The sequence below is a fragment of the [Flexibacter] sp. ATCC 35208 genome, from assembly GCF_001975825.1.
Taxonomy (GTDB): Bacteria; Bacteroidota; Bacteroidia; order Chitinophagales; family Chitinophagaceae; genus Chitinophaga.
In genome coordinates this window covers 1-17116 of sequence record NZ_MTKN01000037.1, presented here as the reverse complement: position 1 = coordinate 17116, position 17116 = coordinate 1, and the positions used below count along the sequence as shown (strand labels likewise).

Annotated in this window: 17 protein-coding genes; 10 read left to right on the top strand and 7 right to left on the bottom strand. The window is 41.0% G+C overall.

Translation table 11 applies throughout. The annotated features are described in order from the left end of the window. Positions 1 to 37 precede the first annotated feature (37 nt). The 4 genes from BW716_RS21555 to BW716_RS21540 all read left to right on the top strand — a co-directional run bounded on the left by BW716_RS21555 (position 38) and on the right by BW716_RS21540 (position 4424). Positions 38 to 796, top strand: coding sequence for an ABC transporter permease (locus BW716_RS21555; RefSeq protein ID WP_083725865.1), 759 nt, complete (start codon positions 38 to 40; stop codon positions 794 to 796). Continuing rightward, positions 783 to 1502: an ABC transporter ATP-binding protein gene (locus BW716_RS21550; RefSeq protein ID WP_083725863.1), complete on the top strand. Its 720-nt coding sequence runs from the start codon at positions 783 to 785 to the stop codon at positions 1500 to 1502. The genes BW716_RS21555 and BW716_RS21550 overlap by 14 nt, the downstream gene beginning before the upstream one ends. A 21-nt stretch (positions 1503 to 1523) precedes the next feature. Next, a complete protein-coding gene (locus BW716_RS21545; RefSeq protein WP_083725861.1) occupies positions 1524 to 2540 on the top strand; it encodes an ABC transporter substrate-binding protein in 1017 nt (338 codons plus the stop codon). 99 nt (positions 2541 to 2639) lie between these two features. Next, positions 2640 to 4424: a hypothetical protein gene (locus BW716_RS21540; RefSeq protein WP_143708951.1), complete on the top strand. Its 1785-nt coding sequence runs from the start codon at positions 2640 to 2642 to the stop codon at positions 4422 to 4424. Positions 4425 to 4631: 207 nt separating this feature from the next. Here the strand turns inward: BW716_RS21540 and BW716_RS21535 are convergent, their stop codons facing one another. Both BW716_RS21535 and BW716_RS21530 read right to left on the bottom strand, forming a co-directional pair. Then, positions 4632 to 4955, bottom strand: a complete 324-nt coding sequence (locus BW716_RS21535; RefSeq protein WP_083725858.1) for a nuclear transport factor 2 family protein — start codon at positions 4953 to 4955, stop codon at positions 4632 to 4634. 20 nt (positions 4956 to 4975) lie between these two features. Further along, positions 4976 to 5770, bottom strand: a complete 795-nt coding sequence (locus BW716_RS21530; protein WP_083725856.1) for an SDR family oxidoreductase — start codon at positions 5768 to 5770, stop codon at positions 4976 to 4978. A gap of 119 nt (positions 5771 to 5889) precedes the next feature. On the opposite strand from BW716_RS21530, the gene BW716_RS21525 reads away from it, so the two are divergent. The 3 genes from BW716_RS21525 to BW716_RS21510 all read left to right on the top strand — a co-directional run bounded on the left by BW716_RS21525 (position 5890) and on the right by BW716_RS21510 (position 10416). Further along, a complete protein-coding gene (locus BW716_RS21525) occupies positions 5890 to 6270 on the top strand; it encodes a helix-turn-helix domain-containing protein (RefSeq protein ID WP_083725854.1) in 381 nt (126 codons plus the stop codon). 191 nt (positions 6271 to 6461) lie between these two features. Then, a complete protein-coding gene (locus BW716_RS21520; protein WP_083725852.1) occupies positions 6462 to 8378 on the top strand; it encodes an alpha/beta hydrolase-fold protein in 1917 nt (638 codons plus the stop codon). Between the two features lie 625 nt (positions 8379 to 9003). Next, positions 9004 to 10416, top strand: coding sequence for an SDR family oxidoreductase (locus BW716_RS21510; protein WP_083725848.1), 1413 nt, complete (start codon positions 9004 to 9006; stop codon positions 10414 to 10416). 14 nt (positions 10417 to 10430) lie between these two features. Here BW716_RS21510 and BW716_RS39030 read toward each other — a convergent pair whose 3' ends face one another. The 4 genes from BW716_RS39030 to BW716_RS21490 are packed head-to-tail and all read right to left on the bottom strand — an operon-like array spanning position 10431 to position 13935. After that, positions 10431 to 11141 (bottom strand): lycopene cyclase domain-containing protein, encoded by a 711-nt coding sequence (locus BW716_RS39030; protein ID WP_179091216.1) that lies wholly within the window; start codon positions 11139 to 11141, stop codon positions 10431 to 10433. Then, positions 11116 to 11610: a sterol desaturase family protein gene (locus BW716_RS21500; protein ID WP_083725844.1), complete on the bottom strand. Its 495-nt coding sequence runs from the start codon at positions 11608 to 11610 to the stop codon at positions 11116 to 11118. The genes BW716_RS39030 and BW716_RS21500 overlap by 26 nt, the downstream gene beginning before the upstream one ends. Further along, positions 11607 to 12446: a phytoene/squalene synthase family protein gene (locus tag BW716_RS21495; RefSeq protein WP_083725842.1), complete on the bottom strand. Its 840-nt coding sequence runs from the start codon at positions 12444 to 12446 to the stop codon at positions 11607 to 11609. Before BW716_RS21495 ends, BW716_RS21500 begins: the two co-directional genes overlap by 4 nt. After that, positions 12430 to 13935, bottom strand: a complete 1506-nt coding sequence (locus tag BW716_RS21490) for an NAD(P)/FAD-dependent oxidoreductase (protein ID WP_083725840.1) — start codon at positions 13933 to 13935, stop codon at positions 12430 to 12432. Before BW716_RS21490 ends, BW716_RS21495 begins: the two co-directional genes overlap by 17 nt. Positions 13936 to 14080: 145 nt before the next feature. Here BW716_RS21490 and BW716_RS21485 point away from each other — a divergent pair, with 145 nt between their 5' ends. Further along, positions 14081 to 14962 carry a MerR family transcriptional regulator gene (locus tag BW716_RS21485; protein WP_083725838.1) on the top strand — a complete coding sequence of 294 codons (882 nt, stop codon included), beginning with the start codon at positions 14081 to 14083 and terminating at the stop codon, positions 14960 to 14962. 602 nt (positions 14963 to 15564) lie between these two features. Here BW716_RS21485 and BW716_RS21480 read toward each other — a convergent pair. Beyond that, a complete protein-coding gene (locus BW716_RS21480) occupies positions 15565 to 15924 on the bottom strand; it encodes a hypothetical protein (RefSeq protein ID WP_083725836.1) in 360 nt (119 codons plus the stop codon). Positions 15925 to 16391: 467 nt separating this feature from the next. Here BW716_RS21480 and BW716_RS21475 point away from each other — a divergent pair, with 467 nt between their 5' ends. Beyond that, positions 16392 to 16865, top strand: coding sequence for a ribonuclease H (locus BW716_RS21475; protein ID WP_083725834.1), 474 nt, complete (start codon positions 16392 to 16394; stop codon positions 16863 to 16865). A gap of 68 nt (positions 16866 to 16933) precedes the next feature. After that, positions 16934 to 17116 (top strand): hypothetical protein (locus tag BW716_RS37670; RefSeq protein ID WP_220388806.1); only part of this gene is annotated, 183 nt, incomplete at its 3' end.

Here is a 17116-nt window from a genome sequence, read left to right as displayed (position 1 = left end):
CGGTCCAGGTAATTATTACCCCAAAAATACGCGCAATATGATACATAAAAATTGGCTGGCACCGCTGGCTATCCTGTTTATCTTAGTCTGCTGGCAGGTGATTTCTTTATTAAAGATCTTCCCTGAATATGCATTCCCCTCTCCGCTGTCCGTGGTAAAAAGTTTCCAGGAGGAGCTCTCCACCGCTCGCTTATTGAATGATATTGTTGCTTCTTTATGGAGAGTTGCCATCGGATTTTTATCGTCAGCATGCCTGGCTATCCCTATCGGGCTGTGGTTGGGAAGGAACCGAAACTGGAATACGGCTATACTGCCGATACTCAATTTCTTCCGTTCCTTATCTCCACTGGCCTGGATACCCTTTGCGATATTATGGTTCCATATAGGTGACAAGCCAGCTATTTTCCTGATATTCCTGGCCACCTTTTTTCCGCTTACCTTATCAGTAATATCAGCTGTTGCTACGATCCCGGATATTTATTTCCGTGTGGCCAGAGATCATGACTATAACGGTACAGAACTGCTGTTTAAGGTCACGTTGCCGGCTATTATGCCGCAATTACTGACTTCCATGAGAATTTGCTATGGTATCAGCTGGGTGGTCATTGTAGCCGCAGAAATGGTCGGTTGTCAGGATGGATTGGGATATGGGATATGGGATGCCAGAAACGGCTTACGACTGGATACAGCCGTCTGTTATATGATTACGATCGGCACCATTGGTACGGGCATTGACAAATTATTCCAAAGATTTACAAAAGCTGATAATTTAAAATGGGGTTATGGTAAACAATGATCACGCACATATTATACTGGAGAATGTTTCCTTTACATACGGCAACATGAAAGTACTTGACAATATCACTATCGAGGTGAGGCGTGGGGAAAGGGTAGTAATTGTAGGCCCTTCCGGGTGTGGAAAAACGACTTTGCTCAACCTGTTAACGGGGTATCTGCAACCTGCCAGCGGTCGGGTAAAGGTTACTAGTTCCGTACGTACGGTCTTCCAACAGGGCGGTCTGTTTCCCTGGCTGACGGTGGCAGAAAACGTGGGTATTGGCCTGCGTCACATGAAAGATATTGTACGTCGGGATGCAGAAATCCAGGACCTGATCAATCTGGTCAATCTGAAAGGCTTTGAAAAATATTATCCCCATGAGTTGTCCGGCGGGATGAAGCAGCGGGTGGAACTTGCCAGGGTATTGGCGGGTACTTCAGATATCATTTTCATGGATGAACCTTTCTCTTCCCTGGATTATCTGTCCCGCATGGAAATCAGGAAGGAACTTATCCGATTATTGGATAAGCGACCCAAGACACTCGTCATGGTGACCCACGATATTGATGAGGCAGTGCAGATAGCTGACCGGATCATCATTTTGACAAGCCGCCCTACCAGTGTTTGTCATGAGATGTATGTAAAAGTAGCCCATCCAAGGCATAATACCCAGCCCGAGCTGCTGGAAGTAGCTGCCCATGTAATGGAGAAAATTCTTGTATAACCCCTGAAATAAATATAAATTATGAAAAAGATACTATTGGGTATAGGACTGGTAGTGGCCCTGCTGGCTATCCTGCGCTTCCGTGTCCTGCCACTGGAAAAGACAGCTTCCGGCACTGCCACGAAACTGCCGCAGGAATTACAGGTAGGCTATCTGCCTGTTACCTGTCATCTGACCTGCCCGGTGGTTGACTATGCCACCAAAACTTCCGGCGCAGCCATTCATTTCAAGTCTCAGAAGTTCTCCGACTTCCCTACCATTGCAAGTGCCATACAATCCAAAAAATTACAGGCTACCTTTATGTTAGCCCCGCTGGCTATGAAACTGAGAGAAGACGGCGTGCCGGTAAAGATCTGCTACCTCGGTCACCGGGATGGCTCAGAACTGGTGATACCCATCAATAGCAGTGCTAAAAACCTGCATGATCTCAAAGGGAAAAAGATCGCTATTCCCAGTCTTTACAGCAATCAGCATTTTGTATTATTGAAGCTGCTGGAGAAGCAGGGCCTATCACCAGATGATCTGCAATTTGTACCATTACCACCACCAGATATGCCTACAGCATTAGCCGCCAAGGCCATAGACGGATATTTTGTAGGTGAGCCCTTTTGTGCAAAAGCGGAGAAAGAGGGAATAGGAAAGGTGCTCTATTACGCCAGGGATATCTGGCCTAATTTCATATCATGTGTCCTGGTCGTACATGAAGATCTCATTAACAATCAACCAGAAGTAGTAAAAGAACTTGTGCGGGGTATAGCAGAGTCTGGGGCCTGGGCTGAGATCCATCGTGCCGATGCCGCAAAAATCATTTCCAGATATAATAGACAGGATTCCTCACTGCTGAATTATATTTTGACATCCACACCCAGACGCGTATCATATGTTCGCCTGACGCCAGATGAAAAAGAACTACAGGAGATCTATAATGTAGCCAAAAGAATTGGGTTGCTGAAAAAGGACCTGCCTGTTAAAGAAATGTTCACTACAGCATTTATTCCTGAGCATGTACTGCCTGCGAACATTGTGATGAATAAGTAAATTACTCACATTCCCCTATCTTTAGTAATAATCATAACCTATACGACATCTTGAAAGGACACAATTTCTAATTACTTCCTCAAAATCAAAATGAACAAGATGAAAAACACTATTATTGCAATCCTTTTCCTTACGGTTACAGGCGCAGTCCTGCTATGGAGCGCATGTAAAGACAACAGCAAGAAGCCTGCTGTACTTTCACAAAACAAGACCGCTTATTCCACCATTCAATTACCACAAGACGCATTATCTACCTGTACCATTCCACAAGACACATTTAACACATGGTTCCTGACAGGCAAAGCAACAGAAAACGGACATGTTACTCCCGCTAATAGTATCACGTTCGGTCATCAAAACAATTGCGATTTCTACCAATGGTCCGAACGCATGTTCTTATGGGTTACGTCACCCAACACTGGCGAGTATGGATCTACCGGAAGAGTACTGGAATCGCCGGTATTTTATACAGTCGCTCCTGATACTTCCGGAGGTATGACACTGATTAAACATCTTCCTGGTACCATCTTACCGGTAGTCCCTGCTCTCAAAAAAAATGGTCCTAACAGACTACCTTTATTCTCTGACAGGAAAGGCCATCTATTTGAAGTGTGGTTCCACAAAGCCGGAGAAAAAGTGCTGGTAAAAAACAGTTCTGGCAAAATAATTGAACTAGGCCCTGTCGGGAAAGATGCTAAGGGGATTATTCTTTTAAAAGATAAACAAGGGGTAGCCATCGAAAAACCGCAATTTGTCACTAAGCTTACAAATCCCAAAAACGTCATCCATGCATTTGCTACCAGCAATGGAAATGTTTTCTTTGATATGAATGGTAACCAGGTAGAAACAGAATTGGCACAGGCTACACAAGATGCACTAATGGCACAAAATGGCTCGCTCGTATATTATATAACATTTGTCAATGACATGTATGCTTATTTCCTTGCCGCCGTGCAGGCTAAATATATGTCAGGTTACCAGTTCCCCACTACCCTCTCTGGCCGGGATAGCATTATGGCTTACGCAAAACAACAAGGCTACAGTCTACCTCCTGATTCCAATGCACTGGCCATTGAATTAAAAACTTCGTGGATCATTGCAGATAGCCTCAGCGACGCAAGTGGTTTTGTTACAATAGACGCTATCATCCCTACTTACAATACAAGCTCCCCTTCAGAATGGCCTGTCACCGGTCAACAACAGGTAAAACTTGCATTGGTAGGAATGCACGTAGTAGGCAGTGTGGCTGGTCACCCGGAAATGATATGGGCGACATTTGAACATAATAGCAATACACCTAATGCGTCTTATCAATATATCGATTCCAACAAAATAGTACAGACTGTTCCGGCAGACAAAGGCAACTGGCTCTTTAACAGCAATACTTCACTACCTGCTGATTCCTTCAATAACCCTCACATGACTGCAGACAGCGTTAATACACTGTTTGCTGAAGCACCTTATACAACTATCAGCGCCAGCAATACACTGCGTCTATTCCCTTTCGGTGCAGCCTTTAACCTTGTTCCCAACCAACAGGATACCAGCGCTTCCGCTTCCAATACTGAAGTAATATCAATCAACAATAATATTATGGGCATGATCCCCGGCAATGATATTCGCAAAAACTATGTATTTATTGGTGCCACATGGACGAATAGTGGCACAGCTCCTAATGGAAACGTCTATTCCTCAGATCCCTCCAAAGGCAGCGCAATAGGTACCAGTTTGCTGGCTAACAGTACCATGGAAACTTATCTACAAGGAACCGCTTTCAGCTGTTTCACATGTCATAACAACAACAATTCCCTGGCACCTGGCGCCCTAAGCCATATTTTTGATTCTATTAATCCAGTAAAGAACATATTGAAGAAAATGAAATAACGGTAAACATCGGGGGCCTGAACAACTCCCAAAAATCCATCTCTTTTCCCATTATAAAAATGCTCCTAAAAGCTGTTAGTTTTTAGGAGCATTTCATATTATATAATAATGGCTTGGTTTATAGTCATTCATACAGATCAGCGTTGCATTTCTTGCTAACGCCTTCCATCCACCTTAATACAATACCGGAATTATACATCAAACTCATCACGACGTTATCCTCAAAGAACTTATCAATCCGTCGGTAATTTCACAATGATAATGCAGCACAATGGGACTACCCGGAAACGTTCCTGATAATTCTGCTGTTAGTAAAGATGCAGCACCTTTTTCCTTATAGGCTATTGGATTCATCGTTGTCTTATATTTTCTATTTGCTTCGGTAATCCATTGCTGTATCTCTTTTTTTCCTGTATGCGTATTGCCTTCGTCATATACCACTGCTGTTTCAGAAAAACAATTGGCGTAAGCGATACTATCAAAACTGTCCTGTGCATGTACTAAATCTGCTATTACTTTTGGTAAATTCATTGTATCAATATTTAAACCTATTAAATCGTTGGGATCGTTCCTCCGTCAATAATGTATTCTGTTCCGGTTAGATAATTCGCCCTGGATGAAACCAAAAAACCGACCAACTCGGCCACTTCCTCAGGTTGTGCGGGTCTGCCGTAAGGTATTCCTCCTAACGCGTCCATAATGCTTTGCGTGGCTTGCTGCATAGTGGTGTTTGAGTTTTCTGCGATACGTTCTACCATGCGTGTGGCAGATGTGGTCATGATCCAACCCGGTGAAACGGTCAACACCCGTATGCCTTTGGGAGATACTTCTTTTGACAACCCTTTGCTGTAATTGATGAGTCCTGCTTTTGCAGCAGCATAAGGCAAGGTGGAATCGTACAACGGCAACTTCCCCTGAATAGATGCAATATGGATAATTACGCCGCTTTTCTGTGCCAGCATTTGTGTTAAAAATTCCCTGTCTAAACGCACGGGCGCCAGCAAATTCGTTTGAAGGGTTTGCTCCCAATCTTCATCGCTTAAAACCGCAAATCCACCACCAGGTGTTTCAGAGCCGCCAAGATTGTTTACAAGTATGTCAAGTCTGCCATATGTAGACAAAACCTCCTGTGCCACTTTCTTTGCTCCTTCGGATTTACTAAGATCTGCTGCAATAAAATGAAGTTGAGCATTCGGCTCTTCCGGTGCTTTTCTTGCTGTAGTAATTACCGTAGCACCTGCACTTAGCAATCTTTCGGCAATGGCTTTTCCCACCCCTTTTGTGCCGCCTGTTACCAATGCGATCTTACCTGATAATTCGTTATTGAAATGGAATCCGTTTTGCATATCTTAACATTTGTACAAAATTGTAACATAGTATCACTTTAAACAAGTACGGAAATAGGATTCGGATAGGGATAAATTTATCCCTATCCGAATCCGGAACATCAGTTATTTTTGATGTTATGTATGAAAGAAAAATTTTACCAAACCTGAATTGCGGACTCGATCTAATTGCGGAGGTCTTATATGGAAAGTGGAAGATAAGGTTATTATGGTTTATCAACGAAGGGCACCGGCGGCCAAGTGAACTCCAACGGAAAATTCCGGATGCTTCCCGGAGAGTGTTAAATATTCAGTTGAATGAGCTTGAGCAACATGAACTTGTTTCAAAAATAATACACCCGATAGTACCTCCCAAGGTAGAATACTATCTTACCGATTTTGGGATGACTTTAATTCCCATCATCTCAGCTTTAGGCCATTGGGGAGATGAAAACGAAGCCCGCCTGAGAAACCTGATACTGAGATCACACGGAAAAACATCGTTAAATGATGAGGAATAAGTATCACCGCCTTTGAACTATTAGCGACTCCTCAACCATAATGATGGCAGGAGCCCCATCAAAAAGTTAAAGCAATGATTTCTTCGGAAAATACCTTACATTGTTGGGTAAAAATAAATAACACCCGCCATTGTTTACGCACGTCTGTATTAACGAAGTATTAAACTGTTGAAACTAAATCCATAATAACCATGAATAGGTTGATCCTTGCCATTGCAGCTTTTTGTATGGCCTATATAACCGGGCATACTCAAGCGATTGTTACCCATGCGCCTCAGGGTTTTGATTCCTTGCGTAATGAGATTCTCCACGGAAAAATCGATACCATCCAGTACACGTCCAAAACAGTTGTTACTAAGCGCAAGGCAATAGTGTATACACCCCCAGGTTATTCTAAAAAAACCAGATATCCTGTATTGTATCTACTGCATGGCATTGGTGGCGATGAGAAGGAGTGGCTCAACGGTGGCACCCCGCAGGTGATCCTGGATAACCTGTATGCGGCCGGTAAATTAGCGCCAATGATTGTTGTAATGCCAAATGGAAGAGCAATGAAAGATGATCGCGCTACAGGCAATATTATGGCACCTGATAAAATTCAGGCGTTCGCTACTTTTGAACAGGACCTGCTACAGGATCTTATTCCTTTTGTTGAAAAGCAATACCCGGTGTTGACTGATAGAGAGCACCGTGCCATCGCGGGTTTATCTATGGGTGGAGGCCAGGCGCTTAACTTTGGTTTGGGTAATCTTGATCGGTTTGCCTGGGTTGGCGGTTTTTCTTCAGCTCCTAATACCCGAAGCCCCGAGTTACTGGTGCCTGATCCGGAAATTGCGAAAAGGCAGCTCAGGCTACTTTGGATTTCCTGCGGCGATAATGATAACCTGATTAGCTTTAGTAAACGTACGCATGACTACCTATATGAAAACAAGGTGCCACACATTTATTATATAGAGCCGGGTGTGCATGACTTCAAAGTCTGGAAAAACAGCCTCTATATGTTTTCCCAGTTGCTTTTTAAGCCTATTCATCCGAATACTTTTACGCAGTATACAGTGCTTGGTACGCCTGCGACTACTAATGTACGCAATGCCAGTTTCCCACAGATATTGCCTGATAACCGTGTCGGGTTTCGTTTGAAAGCACCACAGGCGCAACGGGTGCAAATTGATCTTGGTAAAAAATATGACCTGATAAAGGATACCGCAGGCTATTGGACGGGTACTACTGATTCTATCGGTGAAGGCTTCCATTACTATTCTCTGTTGATAGACGGTGTCGCCGTTGCTGATCCGGCCAGCGAAACTTTTTATGGAATGGGGCGTATGGCTGCTGGTATTGAGATTCCTTTTGCCGATGGCGCTTTTTATGCTATTAAAGATGTGCCTCACGGCGATGTAAGGATCAAGCGCTACTTCTCACCCATCACTAATTCCTGGCGTCGTTGTTTTGTATATACGCCTCCAGGGTATGATAGCGCTACAAATCAACGATATCCGGTACTCTATCTTTTGCATGGCGGAGGCGAGGATGAAAGAGGATGGAGTGCGCAGGGCAAGACCGACCTGATCCTCGACAATCTCATTGCTGCACAACAAGCTAAACCTATGCTGGTGGTAATGATGGATGGCAATGTATCTTCTGGAACCTTCAATGAGCAATCGTTGCGAACTTTTGAAAATGAACTAATGCGCGTTGCGGTTCCTTTTATTGAAAAAAATTATCGTACAATAGCGAACGCGGAACACAGAGCGTTGGCAGGCCTGTCCATGGGTGGTATACAAACACTTTATGCAGGTATCAATAACACTGATCAATTTGCTTATCTGGGCGTGTTCAGTTCCGGTTGGTTTGGTGGCAAGCAACCGGCGGCAGAACAGCAATATGCTTTTATGAAGCAGTCAGCCAGTAAAATCAATGGTAACCTGAAACAATTCTGGATCAGTATGGGCGGCAAAGAAGACATAGCATACAACAACTGCCAGAATATGCTGGCAAAGTTTGATGAAATGCAGATTAAATATAACTACAGCGAATATCCTGGCGGCCATACCTGGCCGGTATGGCGTAATAATCTCTACAAGTTTGCCCAACTGTTATTCAAATAATGCCATTTCAACGAGGCCGTATCTTACTTCTGATACGGCCTCGTTCTTGTTTTAGGCCCGCCAGATCTTTGCCAGGCCTGCTTGTTATCTCTAATATTACTTTCAGTTCTAAAATTCGAAGTGATTAAGATGAAAACCTGGGAGATTACAAGCATCCAGGCTGGTCGTGGTTGATTCGATACCCGATAATCAGCTCCTCCCCATCATTTACTATGCTAACATTTATTTGATTGTCAATCTCATTAACAACATCCATGAAAACAACATTATCGTCCAGATCATCATCAGCAAGCAGAATGTTTTTCACAGCCTGAGTAAGGTTCGACATTTTGTTTATATTTCACATTGTTTAATCAAACAAAAGTATAATTAACCACTGAAATAGTCAATGTGAATATCAACCATAATAAACCACAAATATCTAGTGACATATCTGTACATAACCTATAACCTGTTTATTTAATCAAATTATTCATTAAACAGCAAATTTCCAGTATATTTACTTATATACTCTTTTTAAACTGCCATTAGATGCAGTCCTTTTCCTCCTGACCTCCTATTTATTATCTGCAAAGAAGCTCCCTATATGCTGTATTAAGATCAATACTGACAATAGATATTATTTATGAAAATTTTACTAACCGGTAGCACAGGTTATATTGGCAAAAGATTACTCTCTGTACTTCTTGAGCAAGGTCATGAAGTGTACTGCCTGGTAAGAGATCGCAACAGGGTAAACCAGGAATTATATACACCGCATATTATTGAAGCAGACCTCCTGAACCCCATATCCCCTGGGTTAATCCCCCCTGATATTGACGCTGCATATTACCTGGTACATTCCATGAGTAAAAAAGGGGATTTTACTGAAATGGAAAAACGCTCTGCAATGAATTTTGTATCCGCTATGAATTACACTTCCGCCAGACAGATCATCTACCTCGGCGGAATTGTAAATGCAGATAACCTTTCCACACACCTGCATTCCAGAAAGCAAGTGGAAGAAATACTCGCAGATTGCAAGGCAAGAATTACAGTTTTACGCGCTGGAATTGTGGTTGGCTCAGGAAGTGCATCCTTTGAAATAATCCGCGACCTGACAGAAAAACTACCTGTTATGATCGCTCCTGCATGGCTCAATATACATACACAACCCATTGCCATCAGAAACGTTATTGAATTCTTAACAGGCGTACTCCTGAAAGAAGAAACTTTCGGAAAAACTTACGACTTGTATGGTGCGGATAAGTTAACCTATAAAGAAATGCTCCAGATCTTTGCTGAAGAAAGAGGATTGAAAAGATACATTTTAACAGTGCCCGTAATGACACCAAGACTTTCGTCTTATTGGCTATATTTCGTGACGTCTACCTCCTACATGCTTGCCAGAAACCTTGTCGATAGCATGAAGGTAGAAACTGTTGCACGCCCTAATAACCTGGCAGAAACATTAGGAATCTCCCTTATCGACTACCGCACTGCTATCAGGATGGCCTTTGATAAAATAGAACAGGATATGGTATTATCTACCTGGAAAGATGCCCTCAGCTCTGGCAACAATCTTCAAAGCCTGCCATATCATATCCAGGTACCTCAATATGGTTGTTTTAAAGATTGCCGATACATCAAAGCTGAAAACATCCAAAGCTCAGTTGATAAAATTTTTTCTATAGGAGGAAACGTTGGATGGTACTATGCAGACTGGCTTTGGGAAATCAGAGGATTTATAGATAAATTATTTGGCGGCGTCGGACTTAAACGTGGAAGAAAACATGCAACACGTCTGGCAATAGGAGATAGTCTTGATTTCTGGAGAGTGCTGTATGCGGATCATACCCGAAACAGGTTATTGCTATATGCAGAAATGAAATTACCTGGTGAAGCATGGTTAGAATTTAGTGTCTCCGATGCAGGAATAATTCGCCAGGAAGCCACTTTCAGACCTGTAGGGCTTACCGGACGTTTTTACTGGTACCTGATGCTCCCATTTCATTATTTCATATTCCGCGGCATGCTCCGAAAAATAGCAACAACCTGATAAATTTAAAAAAGTCAGGAATGGGTAACTTGCCGGCATTCAGATATCCATCTTTCCCTGGCAAACAATTCGTAGAAAACAATCTGTGATCCAATCAACACTAATCCATAAAACACATCTTCTACAGGTATAGTCAATATTCTCCATCCAATGATCTCATGACTATTATACCAGACAACAGGAGCTTCTAAACAGCTCCCTGTTAATAACCCATTTATAATAATGAAAGGTATTAATAGCAAACTATAGCAAAAATAGAAGTGGCCTACCCAGCTCTTGTTCCTTACATACATTATAAATAATGCGAGTAAAAGAAACGTTGCACTGGTATACTTATACCTGAAAAAGGAAATGGAAACGATCAATCCTCCTGTTATAAGCACCCATGATATGAAAGATGAGATCTTAGGTGAAAAACTCTTATGTGGCCAAAACAATGTAAGACAATGATAAGAAAATGTACAGGCGTAAGGAATACACAGGAAAAACAAGACCTCTTCAACAGGAAGATAAAAACAATAAATTCCTGAAATATACGATGGATTAAATCCCCACACTCCTGCCTGAGTAAACCCTATATCCCACAAAATAAATAAAGTCCCTGACAGTAGCATAGCTAAAAATACTACACCCCAAACCTTATAAAATTTCACCCGCGGATGAAAGCTTGCTATAAATGGAACAATTATAGCACTAATATCAATCCACAGGTAAAGGTGTTTCATTAACATTCTTTTTTGAAACTAACCTGAAATATTTTAACGGGAAAAACAGCATTCCAAAACATTCCCCTTTTTCTTTTCCAAGATGTTTATGATGCATTTTGTGCGCACGCCGAAGTGCCCTAAGATAAATATGATTGCTATTCCTAATCCATTTGAAGCGCTGATGAACAAATATATCATGCACCATAAAATAAGTAAATCCATATAATGTAATTCCCGAGGCAAGACCAATGAGGAAAAAACTTTTATGAATGGTACCAATTAAAAATAACGCCATTCCAGGAAGAGCAAATATCAAAAAGAAAAAATCATTCTTTTCTAAAAATTGCCCTTCTGGTTTACGGTGATGATCACTATGCAAAAACCATAGCGGACCATGCATCAGGTATTTGTGTGTCAGCCAGGCTACACCTTCCATGCCCACAAAACCTAATAGCAGCATGGAAATAAAAACAAAATTATCAATCATTGCTGCAATAAATTAAATGGGAATAAATAAGTTTGTAACATAATACCAAGCTTTTGAGTATTCGGTACTCTCACCCTCTCATTCATAATGCGCTGTGCCGGCAAACTCTTAATTTTTTTAAACAATACCTGGTAATAAGCATAAGCAAGATACACTCCCTTTCGCGAGCTGAGTGGCAATGCGAATATACCAGTTAAAGCCGCCTGGAAATCAGCTGATATTTCTGCCTCTATGGCAAACTTATCCCCATTTGTAAAATGCTCCAGGTTGACAAGTGGAAAGTAATGCCTGCCTAGTTGCTGGCTATCAGCTTTTACATCCCGGAGAAAATTGACCTTCTGAAATGCTGCGCCTAACTTCATGGCCGGTGTGCGTAGCTGGTTATAAATAGCATCGTTTCCTTCCGTAAAAACCTTCAGACACATCAGACCTACTACTTCCGCACTACCCAGTATATATTGCTCATAAATACTACGGGTGTAAAAATGCTGGTGGAGGTCCATTTCCATACTATCCAGAAATGTATCCACCAGCTCCTGTTCTATATTAAAAGTATGATAAACACTTTGAAAACTATTCAATATAGGATTCAGACTTATTTTATCAGTAATAGCTTTATAAGTTTCTTCTCTGAAATGCCGAAGCAATGCAGCCTTATCATATTCGTGAAATGAGTCAACTATTTCGTCTGCAAAGCGCACAAATCCATATATAGCATAAATTGGCCCATGAAATTTTTTATCCAGCAATTTGATACCCAGAGAAAATGATGTGCTATATGCCTCCGTTGTTAACTTACTACAACCTGCACTTACTTTATCAAATAAAGATTTCATGTTTGACAGATTTTTGTTTTAAAATGTGATGAGCAACCATTTCCCCCGAAAGGATAGCAGGAGGTACACCAGGACCAGGAACAGTCAGCTGGCCAGTAAAAAACAAATTTTTGATCTTCTTATGACGAATAGAAGGCTTTAGAAATGATGTTTGCCCAAGCGTATTAGCTAATCCATAAGCATTTCCCTTAAATGCATGATAATCCTCAATAAAATTACTGTAGGCATAGGACCTGGAATAGATAATATCCTTTTCGAAACGCTCTCCACAAAACAATTCCGTTTCTGATAACAACATTTTTAAATACCTTTCTCTTATCTCTGGCGTATCTGCCAACCCAGGAGCAGTTGGAATTAAATAAAACAGATTTTCCATACCTTCAGGTGCCACACTAATATCCGTCTTAGAAGGACAACATAAATAGAATAAGGGATGACTTGGCCATGTCGATGTCTTATAGATAGCAGCAGCATGCTGTTGCAGATCATGTTCAAAGAAAAGATTGTGATGTAGCAGGCCTGGCAATTTACGGGTAACGCCTATATAATAAATGAGGCACGAAGGTGCCATTACCCGCTTCTGCCAATACTCTTCAGAGTAATTACTTTTTTGCACAGGTAACAATTCCCTGTCCGTATGATGATAATCTGCACCGGAAATCACAATGTCAGCTGAAATGACCCCTCTATTGGTAGCTACTCCCGACACTTTATCATTAATCACTACCAAACTTGTTACTTCTGTACCATTTAAAAAATGTACCCCCTTTTCCCGTGCCAGCGTTGTCAACGCCTCCGATAACTTTACCATTCCTCCCATAGGATACCACGTACCTAATTTCATATCTGCATAGTTCATCATACTATACATCGCTGGAATTTTATCAGCAGTAGCTCCCAGAAATAATATAGGAAACTCAATAATCCTTAAAAGCCTTTCATCCTTAAAAAATTTGCTGGCATGACTCCTGAAAGATTGTAACATGTCCATTCTCAGAACTGATTGTAGTACCTCTACATTGCATAACTCACTTATATGAAGGCCCGGCTTATTAATATAAGTCTTCATAGCTGTCTGGTACTTATATTCAGCCTCACGCATAAATATTTTCAGCTTACTGCCTGCACCCTTTTCTATACTTTCAAATAAAGAACAAATACCACTAAAAGACGCCGGGAGTTGAACAGCATCATTCTTTCCAAAAACTACCTGGTAAGAAGGGTCTAATCGTACAAGAGACAGGTAGTCTCCTATTCGACGTCCATGACGATTAAAGAAGCCTTCAGCCACTTCTGGCATCCAATACCAACTAGGTCCCATGTCAAATGTAAATCCACTCTCACTGAATGCCCTCCCCCTCCCACCGGTAGTCTCATGCTTTTCTACTACAGTTACCTGGTATCCATAACTGGCCATAGTAATGGCAGCAGTTAAGCCTGCATACCCAGCACCAATTACCAAAACCTTTTCACCTGGTTCTTGTTTCATCTTTTATTGAAAATGTTAAACAAAGATAGTGTTTAAACTTTCAAAACAAAGGATAAACAAAAGATTTAATTTTGCCCAGGAATAATCGTTTTATGGAAAGGCAGATATTTATAAATACCTACCTTGACAATTCAAATTTGTAATAATGGCATCTGAAATGTATTCAATTAAGGATCTCGAAAACCTATCTGGCATTAAGGCACATACTATTAGGATCTGGGAGAAGAGATATAAAATTGTACAGCCAGGCAGAACAGATACGAATATCCGTTTCTATACCAATGAAGACCTCAAAAAACTACTGAATATCAGTATGTTGTCACAATATGGCTTTAAAATTTCAGCCATCAGTGAAATGAGCGATGCCGAAATTGCAAGCAAAATATCCGGACTTAAAATTGTAAACCAGCAAGATACATATAGCGATAGCTTACTTTTAAGCCTTATCAACCTGGATGAAGAACTATTTAATAAAACATTCCTGGATATAGTGATGACTGAAGGATTTGAAAATACCATCATCAAACACATTTTTCCATTTTTCCGCCGTATTGGTATTATGTGGCAGATAGGTACCATTAATCCTGCCCAGGAACATTTTATCTCCAATCTCATCCGGAACAAGATCATAGTTGCTACCGAACGAATTACCCGTGCAGTAAACCAGGCGCTCGGTACCGCGTTATTATTCCTGCCCGAAAATGAGTTGCATGAGATAGGACTACTATTTTTTAATTATATACTGAGATCACGGGGATTTAAGACCATATATCTGGGGCAATCTGTTCCTTATGAAAGTCTTGACCGTATTGTTACAGCATGTGATTTCGCATTTATTGTCACTAATTTAACGACTCCTTTATCAGAGGATGATTTTATTAAATATTGTAAGACTGTGTGTATGGCTGTTCCAGGCTCAAAAGTTTATTTTACAGGACCTATTCCGGAACATGTCAATAAGCATTTACCAGATAACGCCTTGTTTAAAAAAGACCTGCTGACATTGCTGAATATTTCGGAGGAATAACTTGAAAAGCCTATGACATGTTTAATAATTTTTAACTTTCATTAAACACAGTCATATTGGTATTTAAGAAACAAATAATTTTATATTGATATTGTACAGGTGAGAAAATCACCCCATTCTTCTCCTGGATCTTAAATCATCGCATTTGTTTATGATCTCACTCCCCGGTAAAACTCAGCCAGGTATTAGGTCCTTGATTTCATAGCCTGGTTCGAAAAACTTACCCTACCGGGCACAAAAAATGAGAGTGTATCATAAATAAATGAAACTCCTGAGAAACGCATAAAATGGAATCTGGCTCCATCAGGTATCCGAATTAAAACATTCATGAAAGTTGGAATTCACCAACGGGGAGTGAAAACTATTTTCAGAAAAAACATTCATGAAAAAGGGAATTCACAACCAACGGGGAATGAAAACCATTTTCAGAAAAACGAGGGTGTATCTGACTCATGATACACCCTCGTTTTTTAGCTATTTTACTTTATTGTAAGCTTCTCATTTTCCAATCTATATTGGTTCGCTCAATGGTCAGTAAGCCAATTCATTTTTCATAACTATTATATGAACTGATTGGCGACGCAATTCGGAGCTATTACAACTTAATCGCAAAAAGGATAAAGCGGGCAGAGTTTCAACTTAGCTTTTTTTACAGATTCGTAGCTAACTTCAAACTCTTCGGTATTGTTGACTTTAGGCGTCTGTGCACCTTTGATTTCTGTTAACAATGCCCGGTAGCGTTCAAGGATCTTAGCCAGATTTTTACTAGATCCATCATGCTGATAAGCCTCTGTTGCTTTCTGCGTTAAACCATCAAACGCCTTATTCGCGTTGTCGTTAATAACGACATTCGCCAATATCTCACGTTTGGCTTCAGCCAGCTTTACATTCAATGAATCTTTAGATTGTGCTTTGCTTTGCAGGCAGAAAAGCAACAGGAACCCACATAATAGTTTGTACATTTTCATAAGATTTAGTTAAAAAGGAATTAAATAAGTGCTGTACAGGCAGACCCAATAGTAGCGTCTGGTGTTTTACTGTTGACAAGCATTTAATCCCCTAAGTTGTAAAAATACCAACTCCCGGGTAGTTTACAAACTCCCTTGCCAGATCGGGTTCCAAATTCCAGGTTTTAATTATCGGTCTGCACAATCGGTTTGTTCTGATAGAATGGTGATATTTAGTTGACACCGAACCTCTTCCAAAAGCGCTACCTGCATCAATGCCGGATCATCGGCTCCTTGCCTTATTTTCTATTATTCCCCGAAAACAACCGCTTCCACATCCGCGCCTTTCATCTTCGCTCAATATCCAATTTGGTGTGATCCCGGGCCACCCCATTTGAGCAAGCATTGATGCACTAACATTGACCAGCACATGTCAGGCAGAATAACAATGGTTAGACGGAATTCACCTTACATTTGTAGATATGATCAATACAGCGGCTATATATACAGATGGAAGTTGTCACCCCCAAAGTGGCCAGGGAGCATGGGTTGCCATCATATTGACAGACGGGGGGAAAGTGGTCTTGTCTGGCAGCGTACAAGACACTACACATAACAGGATGGAACTATCCGCAGTAATAGAAGGAATAAAATATGTTCAAAACAATTTTAAAGACATCCAACACCTGCACATTTACGCTGATAGCCAGTATGTAACGGGATTGATGGAGCGACAATATAAACTTAGCCATGCAAACTTCATTACCAGTAAGGGAACTATTATACGTAATGCAGACATGGTGCAGGAACTCTATCGCCTGGGGGCACAGATTCAATTGATTTTTACCAAAGTAAAAGCGCATCAAAAACAGGGTATGCATATCAATTATAATATTGATGCAGATAAACTGGTAAGAAAGATCATGAGAGAAGAGCTGCGTAAAAGAGCCTTTTGAGACAAAGTTCCTGAGCAGGTAATATTATCATCCCCCCCTTGATGGGAATCCGGGAAAAACGTTCTTCAATGATTATTCCCTTATTAGGTTGGTCGGGAATAAACAAAAACCTTACACCACCTGGTACTCAAATAACGAAGAGCGTGTATTCTATGTTGAAAAACAAGCCCTCGAGAAAAAAAGTTTTAAAAAAGAACTTTAAGGCTGGTCTTTTTAGACCAGCTTTTATTTTTATTATTGAAGTTGTTTAT

Bases quoted from the DNA above. Each gene is read 5' to 3' on its own strand.
- BW716_RS21555 (WP_083725865.1), top strand. From the start codon at position 38: ATGATACATAAAAATTGGCTGGCACCGCTGGCTATCCTGTTTATCTTA.
- BW716_RS21550 (WP_083725863.1), top strand. From the start codon at position 783: ATGGTAAACAATGATCACGCACATATTATACTGGAGAATGTTTCCTTT.
- BW716_RS21545 (WP_083725861.1), top strand. From the start codon at position 1,524: ATGAAAAAGATACTATTGGGTATAGGACTGGTAGTGGCCCTGCTGGCT.
- BW716_RS21540 (WP_143708951.1), top strand. From the start codon at position 2,640: ATGAAAAACACTATTATTGCAATCCTTTTCCTTACGGTTACAGGCGCA.
- BW716_RS21535 (WP_083725858.1), bottom strand. From the start codon at position 4,955: ATGAATTTACCAAAAGTAATAGCAGATTTAGTACATGCACAGGACAGT.
- BW716_RS21530 (WP_083725856.1), bottom strand. From the start codon at position 5,770: ATGCAAAACGGATTCCATTTCAATAACGAATTATCAGGTAAGATCGCA.
- BW716_RS21525 (WP_083725854.1), top strand. From the start codon at position 5,890: ATGTATGAAAGAAAAATTTTACCAAACCTGAATTGCGGACTCGATCTA.
- BW716_RS21520 (WP_083725852.1), top strand. From the start codon at position 6,462: ATGAATAGGTTGATCCTTGCCATTGCAGCTTTTTGTATGGCCTATATA.
- BW716_RS21510 (WP_083725848.1), top strand. From the start codon at position 9,004: ATGAAAATTTTACTAACCGGTAGCACAGGTTATATTGGCAAAAGATTA.
- BW716_RS39030 (WP_179091216.1), bottom strand. From the start codon at position 11,141: ATGAAACACCTTTACCTGTGGATTGATATTAGTGCTATAATTGTTCCA.
- BW716_RS21500 (WP_083725844.1), bottom strand. From the start codon at position 11,610: ATGATTGATAATTTTGTTTTTATTTCCATGCTGCTATTAGGTTTTGTG.
- BW716_RS21495 (WP_083725842.1), bottom strand. From the start codon at position 12,446: ATGAAATCTTTATTTGATAAAGTAAGTGCAGGTTGTAGTAAGTTAACA.
- BW716_RS21490 (WP_083725840.1), bottom strand. From the start codon at position 13,935: ATGAAACAAGAACCAGGTGAAAAGGTTTTGGTAATTGGTGCTGGGTAT.
- BW716_RS21485 (WP_083725838.1), top strand. From the start codon at position 14,081: ATGGCATCTGAAATGTATTCAATTAAGGATCTCGAAAACCTATCTGGC.
- BW716_RS21480 (WP_083725836.1), bottom strand. From the start codon at position 15,924: ATGTACAAACTATTATGTGGGTTCCTGTTGCTTTTCTGCCTGCAAAGC.
- BW716_RS21475 (WP_083725834.1), top strand. From the start codon at position 16,392: ATGATCAATACAGCGGCTATATATACAGATGGAAGTTGTCACCCCCAA.